The organism is Sphingomonas epibiotica, from assembly GCF_039615155.1.
Lineage (GTDB): Bacteria > Pseudomonadota > Alphaproteobacteria > Sphingomonadales > Sphingomonadaceae > Sphingomonas.
The window spans coordinates 165,074-180,509 of record NZ_JBDGHY010000004.1 but is presented as its reverse complement, the minus strand read 5'-3'; the positions used below and the strand labels follow the sequence as shown (position 1 = coordinate 180,509).

Sequence of the window (15,436 nt, the reverse complement as noted above, 5' to 3'; positions counted from 1 at the left end):
CCCGAATGCGATGGACAAAGAAAAAGCCGCCCCGACGCGGCCCTGTTCGGGCGCATCGGAGCGGCTTCGTTGCCGTGTGACGATCATCGATCGCCCGACGCTATCGGTCCCGCCGTTGGAACCGCATCGCGCTTATCTCGTGCCCGACGCCATTGCCGGACCAGCAGAAGATGACCGATTCGCGGTCATCGCGCAAGGTGGTTTCGCAGTGCAGCACAATTTGCGACGAACCGAGTTTATACTCGGTTCGTCGCAATTCAGCAACTTGTGCAAAATCCGCAACGTGTAAACTTCGACAACTTCCGCCTGCTGGTGCGCCGACGAGGAGGAGCGTCAGGGCAGGGCACGCAGATATCCTGCGATATCGTCGGGATCGAACGATCGCCCATCGAAGAACGGATCGCTGCCCAGCATCAGCCGCCCCTGCGTCGACCCTGCCGCTACCGTCCCGCCGATCGCACCCTCCAGCTTGGAACTGGCGCCTGGCAGCGGCGCGCCCGATCCGGCCAGCGCCGCGCGGTAGACGTCGGGTCGGAATACGCCCTGCGCCGTCTGCGCTTCCTGCGGCGAAAAGGGCGTGCCGTCCCACCGCACCATCTGTGAATACAGCCATGCCGCCTGGCTGCGCCACGGGAAGTTGGCAGCCTCGCGATACTGGAACATAAAGTCGGGGACATGCAGCGGCTCGGTGTCCGGCACCACGCGCACCCGGTCGCCGATCGCGCGCGCGATCGGATCGACCGGTGCGTCGAGATATCCGGGACGGGCGAGGATGGCAGCGCTGGCGTCGCGCGTCGCCGGATCGACGAAATGCGCCGCGGCGGCGTGGAGCGCCCGGATCAGGCGTTCGACCACCTCGCGCCGGTCGCCGAGCATCTCTTCGCGCAGCGCCAGCACCTTCTCGACCCCGCGACGCCAGATCTGCGCGGTGACGAGCGCGATCCGCCCGACGCCGCGATCGACCGCGACGCTGTTCCACGGTTCGCCGACGCAGATGCCGTCCACCTCGCCTGCCGCCAGCGCGTCGGCGGCGAAGGTCGGGCTGGTCGTCACGATCTCTACATCATGGTCCGGCCGGATGCCGACGGCGGCTAGCCAGTAGCGCAGTTTATAATTGTGACTGGAATAACGATGGACCACACCGAAGCGCAGCCGTCGTCCGGTGGCCGCCCGCGCATCGGCCACCGCCTTCAATCGCGCGCCCAGCGTCACCGGATCGCCGAGGCCATCGTCGTCGAGCACCTGCCGCGCCAGCGGCAGTGCCAGCGTGATCGCATTGCCGTTCAACCCCAGCACGAACGGTACCGACAGCGGCACCGCCGGTCGCCCGCGACCGAGCGAGGTAGCGATGGCCAGCGGCGCGACCATGTGGGCGGCGTCGGTATGGCCGTAGAGCAGGCGATCGCGCACCGTCGCCCATGTCATGTCGCGGACCAGTTCGATCTCCAGCCCCTCGGCCTCGGCGAAACCCTGTTCGCGGGCGAGGATGGGCAGGGCGGCATCGACCAGCGGCACGAAACCGATGCGGACCTTGTCGAGCGCCATCACATGCCTCCCATCAATGCGTCGCTGGTCAGGATCGCATCGGCGATCTCGGCGATCCGCCGGTTCGACCGCATCGCCTGCGCGCGCAGCAGCGCATAGGCGGCGGGTTCGTCGATCCCGCGCCGTTTCATCAGGATCGCCTTCGCCTTGTCGATCGTCGTGCGGTCGGCCAGCGCACTCTTCGCCTCGACCAGTTCGGCCTGCAGCCGCGCGAACGCCTGAAACCGGCGGATGGCGAGGTCGAGGACCGGCTTGATCCGCTGCTTGGCAAGGCCGTCGACGATATAGGCCGACACGCCGGCATCGACGGCGGCGGCGGTCGATTCGGCATCGCTCTGGTCGACGAACATCGCGATCGGGCGGGCCAACGCGCGGGACACGGCGAAGAATTCCTCCAGCTCGTCGCGGCTGGGATTTTCCAGATTGATGAGAAGGACTTCGGGTGCGGCCGCCTCGACATCGGCGACCAGCCGGCGCGTGCCGTCGATGACGACAATATCGTCCAGCCCCGCCTCGCGCAGCCCCTCCGAGATGATCGCGGCGCGCGTGGTGCTGGTGTCGATGATCGCGATCCGCATGATCCCGCTACCCCCGAAGCTGACGCGCGGGCTGTGCCTCGCAGGCGGCGGGCGCGTCAAGCTATAGCGCGGTGTAGCGGAAGTCGCGGAAGCGCGCGGTGCCCTGTCCCGCCGAGTACAGGCCGGGACGCAGCATCAGGAACCCGCCGCGGACATTATGGTGATAGCCCGACACTTCCATGCCGCGATCAAAGCGCTGCCATGTCCGCCCATCGTCGCGGCTGGTGTGATAGGACACGATGTGCCGGTCGTTGGTGACGCGCATCCGCATCCGACGTCCATAGCGGTTGGCCGGCCGCCCACGCTCGATGCCATATTGGTGGGTGACGAAGCGCTGTTCGTCGAAGCCCAGCCCGCAATACAGCTTGTCGTCATAGAACAGGATCAGACCGGCGGTCCCGCCCGGTGCAATCTCGATATCGCATTCGAAGCGATAGCCGGTATCGCCCGCGATCAGCAGCAGTGGTGCTCCGTCCGACGGCGCCTTGCCCTTCGCATCGAGCAGCAACGCGCCGTTCTGCACGCGGACCCGATCGCGATCGTCGGGGGCGGGGCGGAAGAAATTCCATTTGGTGCCGAGCGCCAGCGTCGCGAAATCGTCCGACAGTGCCTGTCCGTGGCGCAACGCCTGTCCACCCTTCGGCTTGGGCGTGGGCTGCGACAAATCGCCGCCGGTCATGCGGAACCAGCCATCGGCCGTCCATGTGACCGGGTCGAGCAGCGTTTGTCGCCCGAGCGTCCAGAAACCATTCTCATAGCCGTGATAGACCGACCACCAACTGCCGTCCGGTCCTTCGACCAGCGTCGCATGGCCGCGCGACCACCATTTTTCGTTCAACGAAGTGGTGCGGACGATCGGGTTGCCGGGATGATGCTCCCACGGTCCATGGATCGACCTCGATCGGGCGGCAATCACCATATGCCCGGTCGGCGGCCCCGCCGTGCCGCCGACGGCGGTGACCAGATAAAAATAGCCGCCGTGGCGCATGACCTTCGGCCCTTCCGGGCTGAACCCCTCGACATCCCAGTCGTCGGGATAGCGCCACGGGTCATAGACATGCTCGACTGTGCCGACGGTGCGTAGCCCGTCGTCGGACAGGCGGATGCGGTCGCCGCCCGACAGGAACAGCCAGCGTGAGCCATCCTCGCCGACCGCATGGCCCGGATCGATATGATCGGGCAGCTTCAAGTCGATCGGTTCCGACCAAGGCCCGTCGATATGATCGGCCCAGATCACCCAACTGGTCGTCGGGTTCTTGGTCGGCACATACAGGTAATAGCGGCCCTTGTGCTTGGTCAGTTCGGGCGCCCACACCGCGCCGATATTCTTCGTCAGCGCGGCGGTACGCGGCGTCCAGTTCACCAGGTCGCGCGAATGCCAGATGACCAGCCCCGGATAGGAATCGAAGGTCGAGAAGGTCATGTAATAATCGCGACCATCCTTCAGGATCGTCGGATCGGGATGATCGCCCGCCATCAGCGAGTTGAGAAAGCGCCCGTCGCCGAGATCGGCGATACGCTGATTATCATAGCCGCGCCGATGGGGGACGGCAGGGGCCGGGGCCCCGCTCGCGGCGGGCAGCGCGGCGACCGCGCCGCCCAGCGCCGCGCCCGCCATCACCCCCCGCCGCGAAAGGCCGCTCACATCTTCACCCGCGCGCCGACCAGCAGCGTGCGGCCGAAGTGATTATTCTCGTAATTACGGCGCGCATCGACGTCGACGATCCGGCGGCGATAGGCATCGGTCAGGTTCGTCCCCTCCAGCGACAGTTCGAGGAAGTCGGTCAGCTTGTAGCGGATCGACGCATCGACATTGGCGATCGAGACATAACCTTCGAAGATATTGCCGGTCCCCGATCCGCCATCGACATAGGGGCCGCGATAGGCGACCGAGGTGCGGGCACTGAACCGGTCGTCTTCATAATAGAGCGTCGCGTTGAACTGGCGCTTGGACACATTGTACAGCGTCTCGGTGCGGGTAACGGTCGGCAGCGCGCCGCCGGGCGTCGTCGCCGGACCCTGTTGCGTATAATCGGCTTCGGACCGGACGAAGGTCGCGTTCACGATCCCGCCGAAATTGCGCAGCACGCCGGGCAGGAAGCGGAACGGCGCCTGCAACGCGATTTCGATCCCGTCGAGCGATGCGCCCTGACCATTGCCGGTGGTCGAGATCGTCCAGATATCCTGCGATTGCAGCGCAGGGTTGAGCGCCGCGGGCGACGACGACACCAGTACCGAAGGCGACAAACCGGTTTCGGTGAAGGTGCCGCTGCGCGCGACCGCGACCGGGAAGCTCGCCACGTCCTTACGGAACAGCGCGACCGAGAAGGCCGATTGCGGCGCGAAATACCATTCGGCGGCCAGATCGTAATTGGTCGCGCGGAACGGGTCGAGGAACGGATTGCCGCTGGTCACCCGGAAGTTGAAGCCATCCGCCGATCCACCGGGCGTCAGATTGCCGAGTGAGGGGCGGGTGATGACCTTCGCGATCGCGCCGCGCACGATGATGTCGCTGGTCGGGTAGAGCGCGACGTTCATCGAGGGGAGCCAGTCCTCGTAATCGCGCTTCACCGTGACGTTGACGCCGCTGTTGATGCCATAGGACGACTGATCGGTGCGGACGTAGCGGATGCCGGCATTGGCGGCATATTCGAGGCCGAACACGGTGCCCTTGGCATCGAATTGCAGATAACCGCCCTTGGTCTCCTCGACCACGCCGCGATTATTGCCGACGTCGAGCGCGAGCGGGCGATCGTAGAGGCCGGTAAAGCCGGTCACCGCGTCGAAATTGGGGATCAGCCATTGCAGCGACGTACCCGAGGGCGCGTTCGACCCCCGCAGCGTGAACAGTTCGGACAGCGCGTTGGTCGCCTGGAACCCATAGACGGCGGTGGGACCGAAGGCCGTGCTCGCCGAGCAGGTGATCGTGCCGAGCACCAGATCGCGCCCGCCATTGCCGCAGACCGCCGTGTCGCGGGTGAAGGCAGTGATGTCATAGTCGTAGCGCCGCCACATGCCGCCGGCGCGAACCTGGAACCCCTCTGCCACGTCCCATTCGGTGCGTAGCTGTGCGGTCTTGAACTGGTTGACCACGTCGGATGGGCGGTCGCGGATTTCGGCGAGCTGGAAATTGGCGGGATCGGTGACGCTGGTACCGAACGCCAGCAGCGGCGCATTCTTGTTACTGTAATCGTAGCGATAGCCCTGCGCGTCGCGATCGTCGAACACCAACGTCGTTTCGACGGGCACGCTGGCATCCGATTTGGATACACCGCCGAGCAGGGTGAAGCGGAACTTGTCGCTGACGTCCTGATCCCAGGTACCGCCGATCTGGTAGAATTCGGTCTGAGACTGGCGGAAATAATGTTCGGTACGGACCCACGCATCGTTCAGCGTCGCCGAGACCATGTTGTTATTGTCGTCATAGGTGGGGTTGAGCACGTCGATCTGCCGCTCGTTCGAGCGCAACAGCACTTCGCCCCATTTCTCGCGGCGGTCGGCGCGGAAGCGCGAATAGAGGCCGTCGATCGACACCTTGGTCGCATCGGTCGGCGACCATTGGACGCTGCCGGTCAGGCCCAGCCGTTCGCGGCTATGCTCGACCTCGCCATAGCGCGGAATACGCGGGTGGAAGGACAGGGCGGCCCGGTCGCACGCTGCACCGGCGATGTACGTGCCGCCCCGGTTCGGTGCGGTCCAGCAGCGCGTGCCATCGACCGAATCGAACCGCGCCTGCGCCCAGCGGACGGTGTTGTTGCCGATCTCCTTGGTGCGCGTGTCCTGATAGGCGGCGGAGATCGACGCGCCGAGTGTGCCGTCGGGCGACTTCCACCCGATCAACCCGGCAAAGCGCGGACCGACCGTCTTCGACAGGTCGTTGTAATTGGCGACGGCCGATGCGGCGACGGTCAGGCCGGTTTTGCCGGCCAACGGATTGCCGGTGTTCAGGTCGACGACCGCGCCCAGCGACCCTTCGTCCAGATCGGCCGATGCGGTCTTGTGGACGACGATCGAGCTGAACAGTTCGGAGGCGAACACGTTGAAATCGAACGACCGGTCGCGATTGGCCGATGCGCCGTCGCTCGACGTCGTGACCGTCTCCAGCCCGTTGACGCGGACACGGGTGAATTGCGCGCCGAGGCCGCGGACGGTGATCGCGCGGCCTTCGCCGCCGTCACGCTGGATGGCGATGCCGGGAATGCGCTGCAGCGATTCGGCGAGGTTCTGGTCGGGGAATTTGGCGATGTCCTCTGCAACGATCGCGTCGACTGCGCCGACCGACTGGCGCTTCACGTTCAGCGCGGCGTTGAGCGACGCGCGAAACCCGGTGACGACGATTTCGGCCTCGGCATCCTCGGTGGCAGTCGGTGCCGGGTCGGTTGCAGTCGGGACAGCGTCCTGCGCATGGGCGGTGGCGGTCAGCGTGACGAGCGACGTGGCGGCCAGCAGCGCGCGGACGATATGGCGGCGGTGGTGAAATTGCATTGCAAACCCTCTCCCTGTCATGATGACACCGGGCGCAATTTGTTTGTGCCCGATCTCATCATCTGGTCGGCGAGGCGGAAATATTGCTCCGCACCGCCGTCGAACCTACCCTGCGGCACCTTTTGAACCCCAGGATTCCAGTTTTGCCGTTTTCGGCTTGAGAAACCGGTGTCAACGCGACATTGTGCCGTCACGACGAAGCTGTCAAGAAGCGCGCGGAGAGGAAAATTCATGAACCGACTGACCTGCTTGGCCCTTGGCGGCCTGCTGTCGATCACGAGCGCGGTGCTGCCGGCCGCCGCGCAGACTGCCCCGGCGGCCACTGCCGCGACCGCCTTTCCCGGCGCACAGGGCTGGGCAGCGGTAACGCCCGGCGGGCGCGGCGGGCGTATCCTGCGCGTGACGACGCTGGCGGCCGACGGGCCCGGATCGCTCAAGGCCGCACTGGAGGCGAAGGGGCCGCGCATCGTCGTGTTCGAGGTCGGCGGAGTGATCGATCTCGGCCGTTCGACGCTGACCATCACCGAGCCGTTTCTGACCATCGCCGGGCAGACCGCGCCGTCGCCCGGCATCACGCTGATCCGCGGCGGCATCGATATCCGCGCGCACGACGTGATCGTCCGGCATCTTCGCGTGCGGCCGGGGCTGGACGGGCAGCCCAAGCGTTCGGGGTGGGAGGTCGATGCGATGAACACCGTGTCGGCGCACAATGTCATCGTCGATCACTGCACGATGACCTGGGCGCTCGATGAAAACCTGTCCGCCTCGGGGCCGCGCTTCGACGGGGCGACCCCCGACGACTGGCGACGCGGCACCAGCCACGACATCACCTTCAGCTACAATCTGCTGGCAGAGGGGCTGGCCGACGCCAGCCATCCGAAGGGCGAGCATAGCAAGGGATCGCTGATCCACGACAACGCGACCGGCATCCTGATCTGGCGCAACGTGTACGCGCATAATGTCGAGCGCAGCCCGTTGCTGAAGGGCGGGGTGCAGGCGGCGGTGGTCAACAACCTGATCTACGACCCCGCCAAGCGTGCGGTGCATTACAATCTCATGGCGCTCGAATGGGCGGGGCACGCATATCAGGAGGGCAAGCTGTCGGCGGTCGGCAACGTCATGCGCGGCGGGCCGTCGACCGATGCCGGGCTGCCGTTCCTGATGCTCGGCGGCGATGGCGACCTGCGCTATCACGGGCGGGACAATGTCGCGGTCGATCAGCATGGCAATCCGCTGCCGATGTTCGGGCGCTATGGCGTGACCCGCGCCAAGCTGATCGAGGTGAAGACGCCGCCGGTGTGGCCCGCAGGGCTGCCTGTGCTGCCCGCACAGGACGTCGAGACGCATGTGCTGGCCAATGCCGGGGCGCGGCCCTGGGACCGCGACGCCGATGATATCCGCGTGTTGTTTTTCGTGGCCGAGGGGCGCGGAAAGGTGATCGACGACGAACGCGAAGTAAGTGAATATCCGCATCCGGTGCCGACCACGGCGCCTTTTGTCGAAGCGGAATGGGATCTTACCACGATGGAGCCGAAATCGGGACGCTATCCGGGACAGAAGGGGCCGATCCAGGAATCGCTGTCGGCACGCGACCGGGCGATGCGGCAATGATCCGGCGGGTCGTCGTCGCGGTGGTGGCGCTGCTGTGCGCCGTCCCGGCGGTCGCAGCGCCGCGGGTACTGCTGTTCCACCGCGCGACGGGGTTCGTGCATGATTCGATCCCGACCGCCGTCGCCGCGATCGACCGGCTGGCACGCGAACGCGGGCTGGAGCCGGTGGCGAGCGACGATCCGGCGGTGTTCGACAGGCCGATGGACTATGCCGCGATCGTGCTGGTGTCGACGACCACCGATCCCAAGCGGGCCGAGACCGAATGGTTCGTCGGGCCGCGGCGGGACGCGCTGCAACGTTATGTCGAGGGTGGTGGCGGGGTGGTCGCGATCCATGCCGCGGCGGACTCGCACTATAACTGGCCGTGGTATGCCAAGATGATCGGCGGCCGCTTCGCGCAACATCCGCCGGGGGTGCCGGAGGCGGAGGTGACGCGGTCGGCGCAGCGCCATCCGGCGATCGACAGCCTGCCCGACCGGTTCCGCATTCCCGACGAGTGGTATGGCTTTCGCGACCTGTCGACCGATCTCGATTCGCTGCTGACCTTTGATCCGCAGTCAATCGGGGCGAGCGACGTGAACCCCAAGCCGCTGGCGTGGGCGCATCGTGTCGGGCAAGGGCGGGTCTTCTATACCGGTCTTGGCCATCGCAAGGAGAATTGGGCCGATCCCCGCCTGTTGGCGCATGTCGGCGGGGCGCTCGACTGGGCGGCGGGGCGGGCAAAGGCGCCGGCAATGGTCGTGATCGACGAAGCCTCGACGCAGGTGGCGGAGGCACCGCCGCATGGGAAGATCGGTTCGGGTACGGCGTGGCGGATCACCGATCGTGTCCCCGGCCGGACGATGGAGTTCCGCCGCCGGACGCTCGACAAGGGCGCGGCTATCGGACTGCATCGGATCGACCATGACGAGGTGTATCAGGTCGTGGCCGGTGAGGGCGAGGTGACGAGCGACGGCGTCAACCGGCGCGTCGGTGCGGGGACGACGGTGTATCTGTACAGTGGTGCGACCGTCGGGATCGCGCAGCGGGGGACGAAGCCGTTGGCGCTGGTCGTCGCCTATCCGCTGGCTGCGCCGGTGCGTTAGGTTCCCGGCTGGATATAGGGGAAGCGGGCGAAGAGGTCGCGTTCCCAGCCGCGCGGGTTGTCGACGACGCGGCTGACGGTGTCGAAGAGCATCGTCTGGCGGCGGGGCAGGGTGTAGCGCGGCCAGTTTCCGCCGGGATTGCCGTGCCTTGCCAACGAAACGAAGGCGGCCTGCATCCGCTGCGACACGGCGCGGGCGGCGGGGCCGGTGTCGCAGACCGCGCCGGGGGCGTCGAGCGTGCCGAAGACCAGCGGGATATCATCGGTATGCGCGGCACCACCGCCGGGGCGGAGCGGCGAACTATAGTCGAGCTGATAGACCCAGGCCGGAACGCCGGCGGCGGCGCGTTGTTCCGCCTCGATCACCTGGCCGCGCCAGCTGCGTGCGGCGGTGGTCGCGGCGTAGAACAGGTCGGTCGGGGAGAGGGTCGGGAAGCGTTGGCGATACTGGGCGACGACCCATTCGGGCGGGGCGTCGATCCGCAGTTGCGGAGCCATGCGCGCCGCCAGATTGTCCCAGTTCAGCCCGCGCAGAACCGGCGCGTCAAGGGGGAGGAAGGCGCGGGTTTCGTCGCGGGTATTACCCAAAATCAGCGGGATATCGCGGCCTTGCGGATGGGCGTCGGGCCAGAAGGGATGGCGATCGAGCGACCGCATGTCGAGGACCGGACCCATATAGACGCCGCCGCCGAGAATCGGGTCTTCAGCGTCGAGCGCGTCGATCAGGCGGGCGACGGGGAGGATGGCGGCTTCGGCCGGGGTCGCTTTCAGGCGGGTCAGGAAGGCCTCTGCGCGGCGGGTGGCGTTGAGGGGGCCGGAGGCGGTGACCTGTTGGCCGCTCATCGTCGCGGCGGCGTGGAACAGGCCCTTGGCAGCCGGCATGGCCATCAGGGTCGCGATCTTCGCACCGCCGCCCGATTGGCCGAACAGCATGATGCGGTTCGGGTCGCCGCCGAAGTTGACGATGTTGCCACGTATCCATGCCAGTGCGAGCAATTGATCGCGTTGTCCGACATTGCCGCTGTCAGGAAAGCGCGGGTCGAGCCGGGCGAGATAAAGATAGCCCAATGCGTTCAGCCGGTGGTTGACGGTCACCACCACGACATCGCCCGACGCGGCCAGATGATGGCCAAAGACCTGGGGTTCGACGACCGTGCCGTTCGAATAGGCGCCGCCATGGAGATAGACCATGACCGGACGGTCGGCACCGGCGCGGGCGTCGGGCGTCCAGACGTTGAGGAACAGGCAATCCTCCTTCTGGTTGCCGATGTTGGCGCGTTGCGGACAGGAGGGGCCGAATTCGGTTGCGGCCTGTATCTCTCGCGATGGGGCGGGGGCGCCAACCGGTTGAAAACGCTGGCGGCTGGGGTCGGTGCCGTAGCGGATGCCGCGAAAGACGTGGATGCCAGCTTCGGTACTGCCGCGCCAGCCGCCGGCGGGGGCGGTGACGACCGGGTCGGCGGGTGCGGCACGCGCAGGGCGGGCCAGCGCGAGTGCGGCGGCACCGGCGATCAGGTCGCGGCGGGTGGTCGATGGGGTCATGGAGCCTCTCCGATCCGGCCCAACCCGTTGGTTCTGAGTAGCTATCAGGCCTGTCGAAACAGCGTATCGAAGGATCGTTCGCGGCGAGGTGCTTCGATACGGACCTTCGACAAGCTCAGTCCCTACTCAGCACGAACGGGAAGGGCTGGGATTTATCGTTCCCGCCGGAGGGTAATCGGTGTCATTCGCTACTGCAAGTCACGGCTGCGGCTTGGCGACCGAGGCTCGGCGGATCAGGGTCGAGACGAACATGGTCGGTTCAGCGGGTTCAGTGGCGTCTTCGTCATCATCTTCGCCGATCAGCTTCAGCGCGGCAGCGCGGGCCATGGTCGCGATCGGCCAGCGGACGGTTGTGAGTGGCGGCCAGAGGTGCGAGGCGATCGAGGTGTCGTCGAAGCCGACGATCGACAGATCCTCGGGCACGTCGAGCCCGCGCTGGCGGGCGATATGCAGCGCGCCCGCCGCCATTTCATCGTTGGAGGAAAAGATCGCGGTCGGACGCGGCGACAGGTCGAGCAGCCGTTCGGCGGCGCGCATCCCCGATTCGAACTGGTAATTGCCCTGCGCGATCCATGTCCGCTGGACGCCGAGACCGGCGGCCTCCATCGCCTCCTCATAGCCCTGTTGCCGTTCGAATGCCGAGCGGAAGCCGTGCGGGCCGGCGATCATGCAGATGCGGCGGTGCCCCGCGGCAAGCAGATGTTCGATCGCACCACGTACCGCCTCGCGATCGTTCGACGACACCATATGCGCGGGATCGTCGAACGTCGCCGAACCCATGCGGACATAGCGGCAGCCGATTTGCGTACAAAGGTCGGCGAGCAGGTCGTTTTCGGAAATAGGCGGCAACAGCATGACGCCATAGGGGCGCTGGCGTTCGAGGAAGCGGCGGATTTCGTCGCGCATGTCCGGCGCGCCGCGATCGACCGGGTGGACCAGCAATTCGAATTCGGTGTCGCGCAACACCTCCAGCAACCCCTGCTGCACGCGCAACACCATTTGCGCATTGGGGTTGTCGTGGATCAGCGCGATCAGGAAGTTGCGGCGCAGCGCCAGCGCGCGTGCCTGTGGATTGGGGATATAGCCCAGCTCGGCGATGACCGCCTGTACCTTTTCGCGGGTGTCGTTATTCAGCAAAGGCGATTGGTTGATGACGCGGCTGACCGTCTTTTTGGAGACACCGGCAAGTCGGGCGACGTCGTTGATCGTCGGTTGGCCGCTTTTCTTCATGGGGCAGCGATAGCTCGGGTCGTAGCGTCCGCCAATGTCCCGCATTGTCGATTTTGTACCCTTGTGACTGACACCGGTTTCCGTTACCCATCCGCAGGTAATGAGAGAGGCCAGGGGCATGGATAATCGCGATCGGATCGCGCACGCTTTCGTCGGCGCGCGGCAGCAGGCACGCGCCCTGCCGACCTATCCGGGGGAGCGGCCGACGACGTTGACGGAAGCCTATGCGATTCAGGACCGGGCGATCGCGATCGACGGCCGGCAGGTGATCGGGTGGAAGGTCGGGCGAATCAACGCGCCGCTCGACGCCACGCTGGGCAGCAACCGGTTGGCGGGGCCGATCTTCGTCGATCAGGTGGTTGGAACCGAGACCGAAGCCCTGCCGGTGATCGCCGCCGGGTTCGCGGCGGCCGAGGCCGAATATTGCGTGCGGATCGGACGGTCGTCGGCCGGGCTGTCCGGCTTGACGCTCGATCAGGCGCTGGACCTTGTCGATGCGGTGCATGTCGGGGTCGAGATCGCCAGTTCGCCCTATCCGGGGATCAACGCCGATGGGCCGGTGGTGACGATCAGCGATTACGGCAATAATTTCGGGCTGTTGATCGGTGAGGAAGTGCCGGGATGGCGGGACCTGTCGTTCCTCGACTGGGCGGTGGAATCACGGATCGACGATACGGTCGTGGGACGGGCGAGCGCGCGCACGATGCTCGACGGGCCGATCGGGGCGGTGGCGTTTCTGGTCGATTGTCTGGCGGCGCGCGGGCGGACGCTGGAGCCGGGACAATGGGTGTCGTCGGGCGCGGTCACCGGGGTGCATCAGATCGCGCCCGGGCAGCGGTTCGCGGCGGATTTCGGCGACATGCGGGTGGCGTGCGGGATCGTGGCGGCGCGGGTCGGTGGCTGATGGACGAGTCCCGCTCTTCGCCACCTCGACCCTGCGCGAGACCTCTGCGAAAGTCCCTCGATCACCTTGAAACTCGTCATACCCCGGCGAAGGCCGGGGTCCAGTTGCGGTGACGTCGGTAAGGTGCGCAAAAGCCTTCCCAACTGGACCCCGGCCTTCGCCGGGGTACGAGAAAATAGGTTCGTAGAGGTCCCGCCGTGCGCCCGGAGTGACGATGGGGGAGGGCGGTGATCCGTCCGTAGGTTGCTTGGCCGGCACGCGGCCGATGTTCGGATATTGGGCGGCACGGACCGCCCCATGGTAGGCGGAGCGTATCCAAGAAAGACCTCCGAACAAGGGGGCGCATGAACATCGGTCGGGAGGCCGATCGCAACAGGCAAGAGGAGGCGGATAATGGCTGAGGCTGACGGCATCGAGCGCGCGGCAGGGCGGGCCGGACGGTATCGCTGGGGGATCGTCGCACTGCTGTTCATGGCGACGGTCATCAATTATGTCGACCGGCAGATGATCGGCGTGCTCAAGCCCACGCTGTCGAGCGATCTCAATTGGACCGAGACCGACTTCGCCAACGTCATCTTCTTTTTCCAGCTGGCCTATGCAATCGGCTATATCGGGTTCGGGCGGATCGTCGACGTGATCGGCGCGCGCATGGGCTATGCGGTCGCCTTCGTCATCTGGCAGGTCGCGCATATCGCCCATGGCGGCGCGTATAGCGTGACGCAGTTCGCGATGGCGCGCTTTGGCCTCGGCGTCGGCGAGGCGGGCAATTTCCCGGCCGGCATCAAGGCGGTGACCGAATGGTTTCCGGCAAAGGAGCGCGCGTTCGCGATCGGTGTGTTCAATGCCGGGGCCAATGTCGGTGCCATCATCACGCCGCTGGCGGTGCCGCTACTGACCGTGGCCTATGGCTGGCGGATGGCGTTCGTGGTGACCGGCGTGGTCAGCTTCGTCTGGCTGATCGCGTGGCTGATATTCTATCGTAGCCCACGCGAGCATCGGAGGGTGTCGTCGGACGAGCTGGCATGGATCGAACAGGACCCGGCCGATCCGGTGCAGCCGCTGCCATGGCGGCGGCTGATCGCGAAGCGCGAGACCTGGGCCTATGCGCTCGCCAAATTCTGTATCGACCCGATCTGGTGGTTCTTCCTGTTCTGGCTGCCGGGCTATCTGGGCGATCGTTATGATCTCGACCTGCTGAGTTTCGGGCCGCCGCTGGTCGCGATCTATCTCTTGTCCGATCTGGGCAGCGTTGCCGGCGGATGGCTGTCGTCGCGGCTGATCGCGCGGGGGCGGAGCGTCAATTATGCGCGCAAGGTGACGATGCTGGTCTGTGCGATCGCGGTTCTGCCGGTGCTGTTCGCCCAGTCGATCGACAATCTGTGGGTGGCGGTGCTGGTCATCGGGATCGCGACGGCGGCGCATCAGGCGTTTTCGGCGAATCTCTATACGCTGCCGTCGGACCTGTTCCCGCGCGCGGCGGTGGGGTCGGTCGTCGGGATCGGCGGGACGGTCGGTGCGGTCGGCGGCATGTTGATGGCGAAATATGCCGGTTACGTGCTGGACGGGATCGGCAGTTACGCGCCGTTGTTCTTCGTGGCGGGGTCGGCGTATTTCGTGGCGCTGCTGCTGGTGCATGTGTTGTCGCCGCGGTTGGCGCGGGTGGAGGGGGCTTGAGACTCCCCGCTTCCGTTTGTGCTGAGTAGAGACTGAGCGAAGTCGAAGGCTCGTATCGAAGCACCTACGTCGGTCCTTCGATACGCCGCTTCGACAAGCTCAGCGGCTACTCAGGACGAACGGGTTCTTTTCATTTCCGTTTGGTTCGAGCAGCTTCGAGCCTGTCGAGAAGCGTCGGTCGAGAACACCCCGTTTGGGGCAACCCGTTCTCGACGGACGCTTCTCGACTTCGCTCGAAGCTGCTCGAACCGAACGGGGTGCTTGGGGGAATGGGTTGGAGCGTGGCGAGTTCAGTCCTTGGCCAACCCCATCACTACCTTCCACTCCGCTTCCGTAACCGGCGACACCGACAGCCGCGACTGGCGCAGCATCGCCATGTCCTGCAACCCCTCCGCCGCTTTCATTGTCTTGAGCGTCACCGGGCGCGGCAGGGGATGGTCGGGTTCGACGAGGACCGATACCCAGCCCTCGTCGCCATCCGCCTGTGCCGTCCGCGCGATGCGGGCGATGCCGACCGCCGCCTTGTCCTTGCCCGAATGATAGAAGAGCGCGCGGTCGCCGGCGGCCATCGCGCGCAGATGTTTCGCGGCGGCGTGGTTGCGCACGCCGTCCCATTCGGTGCCGCCGTCGCGGACCAGATCGTCCCAGCCATAGCTGTCGGGTTCGGATTTCAGCAGCCAATATGCCATCGCCTTGCCCTTCACGATAAACCGCGGGTGAATATAGCATTCCGCATCGGTTCAGTCGCCGTCTGCCATGACCCGACCATCGGCGCAGGTGCGT

The 15,436-nt window shown here is 65.9% G+C and carries 12 protein-coding genes; 5 read left to right on the top strand and 7 right to left on the bottom strand.

From position 1 onward, the window contains the following. Nucleotides 1–10 precede the first annotated feature (10 nt). Nucleotides 11–289 carry a hypothetical protein gene (locus tag AAIO73_RS09625; RefSeq protein ID WP_345877644.1) on the top strand — a complete coding sequence of 93 codons (279 nt, stop codon included), beginning with the start codon at nucleotides 11–13 and terminating at the stop codon, nucleotides 287–289. A gap of 44 nt (nucleotides 290–333) precedes the next feature. Here AAIO73_RS09625 and AAIO73_RS09620 read toward each other — a convergent pair whose 3' ends face one another. The 4 genes from AAIO73_RS09620 to AAIO73_RS09605 form a co-directional block, all read right to left on the bottom strand. Continuing rightward, a complete protein-coding gene (locus tag AAIO73_RS09620) occupies nucleotides 334–1,545 on the bottom strand; it encodes a CmpA/NrtA family ABC transporter substrate-binding protein (protein ID WP_345877641.1) in 1,212 nt (403 codons plus the stop codon). Then, nucleotides 1,545–2,123, bottom strand: a complete 579-nt coding sequence (locus AAIO73_RS09615; protein ID WP_242117148.1) for an ANTAR domain-containing response regulator — start codon at nucleotides 2,121–2,123, stop codon at nucleotides 1,545–1,547. Before AAIO73_RS09615 ends, AAIO73_RS09620 begins: the two co-directional genes overlap by 1 nt. A 61-nt stretch (nucleotides 2,124–2,184) precedes the next feature. Next, a complete protein-coding gene (locus AAIO73_RS09610; RefSeq protein WP_345878039.1) occupies nucleotides 2,185–3,741 on the bottom strand; it encodes a family 43 glycosylhydrolase in 1,557 nt (518 codons plus the stop codon). Between the two features lie 23 nt (nucleotides 3,742–3,764). Then, complete coding sequence (locus tag AAIO73_RS09605) at nucleotides 3,765–6,608, bottom strand: TonB-dependent receptor (RefSeq protein ID WP_345877639.1); 2,844 nt, start codon at nucleotides 6,606–6,608, stop codon at nucleotides 3,765–3,767. Nucleotides 6,609–6,839: 231 nt separating this feature from the next. Between AAIO73_RS09605 and AAIO73_RS09600 the strand changes: the two genes are divergently transcribed. Together AAIO73_RS09600 and AAIO73_RS09595 are read left to right on the top strand one after the other, a co-directional pair. Continuing rightward, nucleotides 6,840–8,219, top strand: coding sequence for a pectate lyase family protein (locus AAIO73_RS09600; protein WP_345877637.1), 1,380 nt, complete (start codon nucleotides 6,840–6,842; stop codon nucleotides 8,217–8,219). After that, complete coding sequence (locus AAIO73_RS09595; protein ID WP_345877636.1) at nucleotides 8,216–9,304, top strand: ThuA domain-containing protein; 1,089 nt, start codon at nucleotides 8,216–8,218, stop codon at nucleotides 9,302–9,304. The genes AAIO73_RS09600 and AAIO73_RS09595 overlap by 4 nt, the downstream gene beginning before the upstream one ends. Here AAIO73_RS09595 and AAIO73_RS09590 read toward each other — a convergent pair. Both AAIO73_RS09590 and AAIO73_RS09585 read right to left on the bottom strand, forming a co-directional pair. Further along, a complete protein-coding gene (locus AAIO73_RS09590; protein ID WP_345877633.1) occupies nucleotides 9,301–10,845 on the bottom strand; it encodes a carboxylesterase/lipase family protein in 1,545 nt (514 codons plus the stop codon). The two genes, AAIO73_RS09595 and AAIO73_RS09590, sit on opposite strands and share 4 nt — an antisense overlap. Before the next feature lie 198 nt (nucleotides 10,846–11,043). Then, entirely contained in the window at nucleotides 11,044–12,075 is a 1,032-nt protein-coding gene (locus AAIO73_RS09585) for a LacI family DNA-binding transcriptional regulator (protein ID WP_345877632.1), read from the bottom strand. 118 nt (nucleotides 12,076–12,193) lie between these two features. On the opposite strand from AAIO73_RS09585, the gene AAIO73_RS09580 reads away from it, so the two are divergent. Both AAIO73_RS09580 and AAIO73_RS09575 read left to right on the top strand, forming a co-directional pair. Then, complete coding sequence (locus AAIO73_RS09580; RefSeq protein WP_345877631.1) at nucleotides 12,194–12,979, top strand: 2-keto-4-pentenoate hydratase; 786 nt, start codon at nucleotides 12,194–12,196, stop codon at nucleotides 12,977–12,979. Between the two features lie 393 nt (nucleotides 12,980–13,372). Then, the gene (locus AAIO73_RS09575) at nucleotides 13,373–14,653 is read left to right on the top strand and encodes an MFS transporter (protein ID WP_345877630.1); all 1,281 of its coding nucleotides are present in this window, start codon (nucleotides 13,373–13,375) and stop codon (nucleotides 14,651–14,653) included. 290 nt (nucleotides 14,654–14,943) lie between these two features. Here the strand turns inward: AAIO73_RS09575 and AAIO73_RS09570 are convergent, their stop codons facing one another. Next, the gene (locus AAIO73_RS09570; RefSeq protein WP_345877629.1) at nucleotides 14,944–15,342 is read right to left on the bottom strand and encodes an EVE domain-containing protein; all 399 of its coding nucleotides are present in this window, start codon (nucleotides 15,340–15,342) and stop codon (nucleotides 14,944–14,946) included. Nucleotides 15,343–15,436: the final 94 nt, after the last annotated feature.

Coding starts and splice junctions, on each gene's coding strand:
- AAIO73_RS09625 (WP_345877644.1), top strand. CDS start 11: ATGGACAAAGAAAAAGCCGCCCCGACGCGGCCCTGTTCGGGCGCATCG.
- AAIO73_RS09620 (WP_345877641.1), bottom strand. CDS start 1,545: ATGGCGCTCGACAAGGTCCGCATCGGTTTCGTGCCGCTGGTCGATGCC.
- AAIO73_RS09615 (WP_242117148.1), bottom strand. CDS start 2,123: ATGCGGATCGCGATCATCGACACCAGCACCACGCGCGCCGCGATCATC.
- AAIO73_RS09610 (WP_345878039.1), bottom strand. CDS start 3,741: ATGGCGGGCGCGGCGCTGGGCGGCGCGGTCGCCGCGCTGCCCGCCGCG.
- AAIO73_RS09605 (WP_345877639.1), bottom strand. CDS start 6,608: ATGCAATTTCACCACCGCCGCCATATCGTCCGCGCGCTGCTGGCCGCC.
- AAIO73_RS09600 (WP_345877637.1), top strand. CDS start 6,840: ATGAACCGACTGACCTGCTTGGCCCTTGGCGGCCTGCTGTCGATCACG.
- AAIO73_RS09595 (WP_345877636.1), top strand. CDS start 8,216: ATGATCCGGCGGGTCGTCGTCGCGGTGGTGGCGCTGCTGTGCGCCGTC.
- AAIO73_RS09590 (WP_345877633.1), bottom strand. CDS start 10,845: ATGACCCCATCGACCACCCGCCGCGACCTGATCGCCGGTGCCGCCGCA.
- AAIO73_RS09585 (WP_345877632.1), bottom strand. CDS start 12,075: ATGAAGAAAAGCGGCCAACCGACGATCAACGACGTCGCCCGACTTGCC.
- AAIO73_RS09580 (WP_345877631.1), top strand. CDS start 12,194: ATGGATAATCGCGATCGGATCGCGCACGCTTTCGTCGGCGCGCGGCAG.
- AAIO73_RS09575 (WP_345877630.1), top strand. CDS start 13,373: ATGGCTGAGGCTGACGGCATCGAGCGCGCGGCAGGGCGGGCCGGACGG.
- AAIO73_RS09570 (WP_345877629.1), bottom strand. CDS start 15,342: ATGGCATATTGGCTGCTGAAATCCGAACCCGACAGCTATGGCTGGGAC.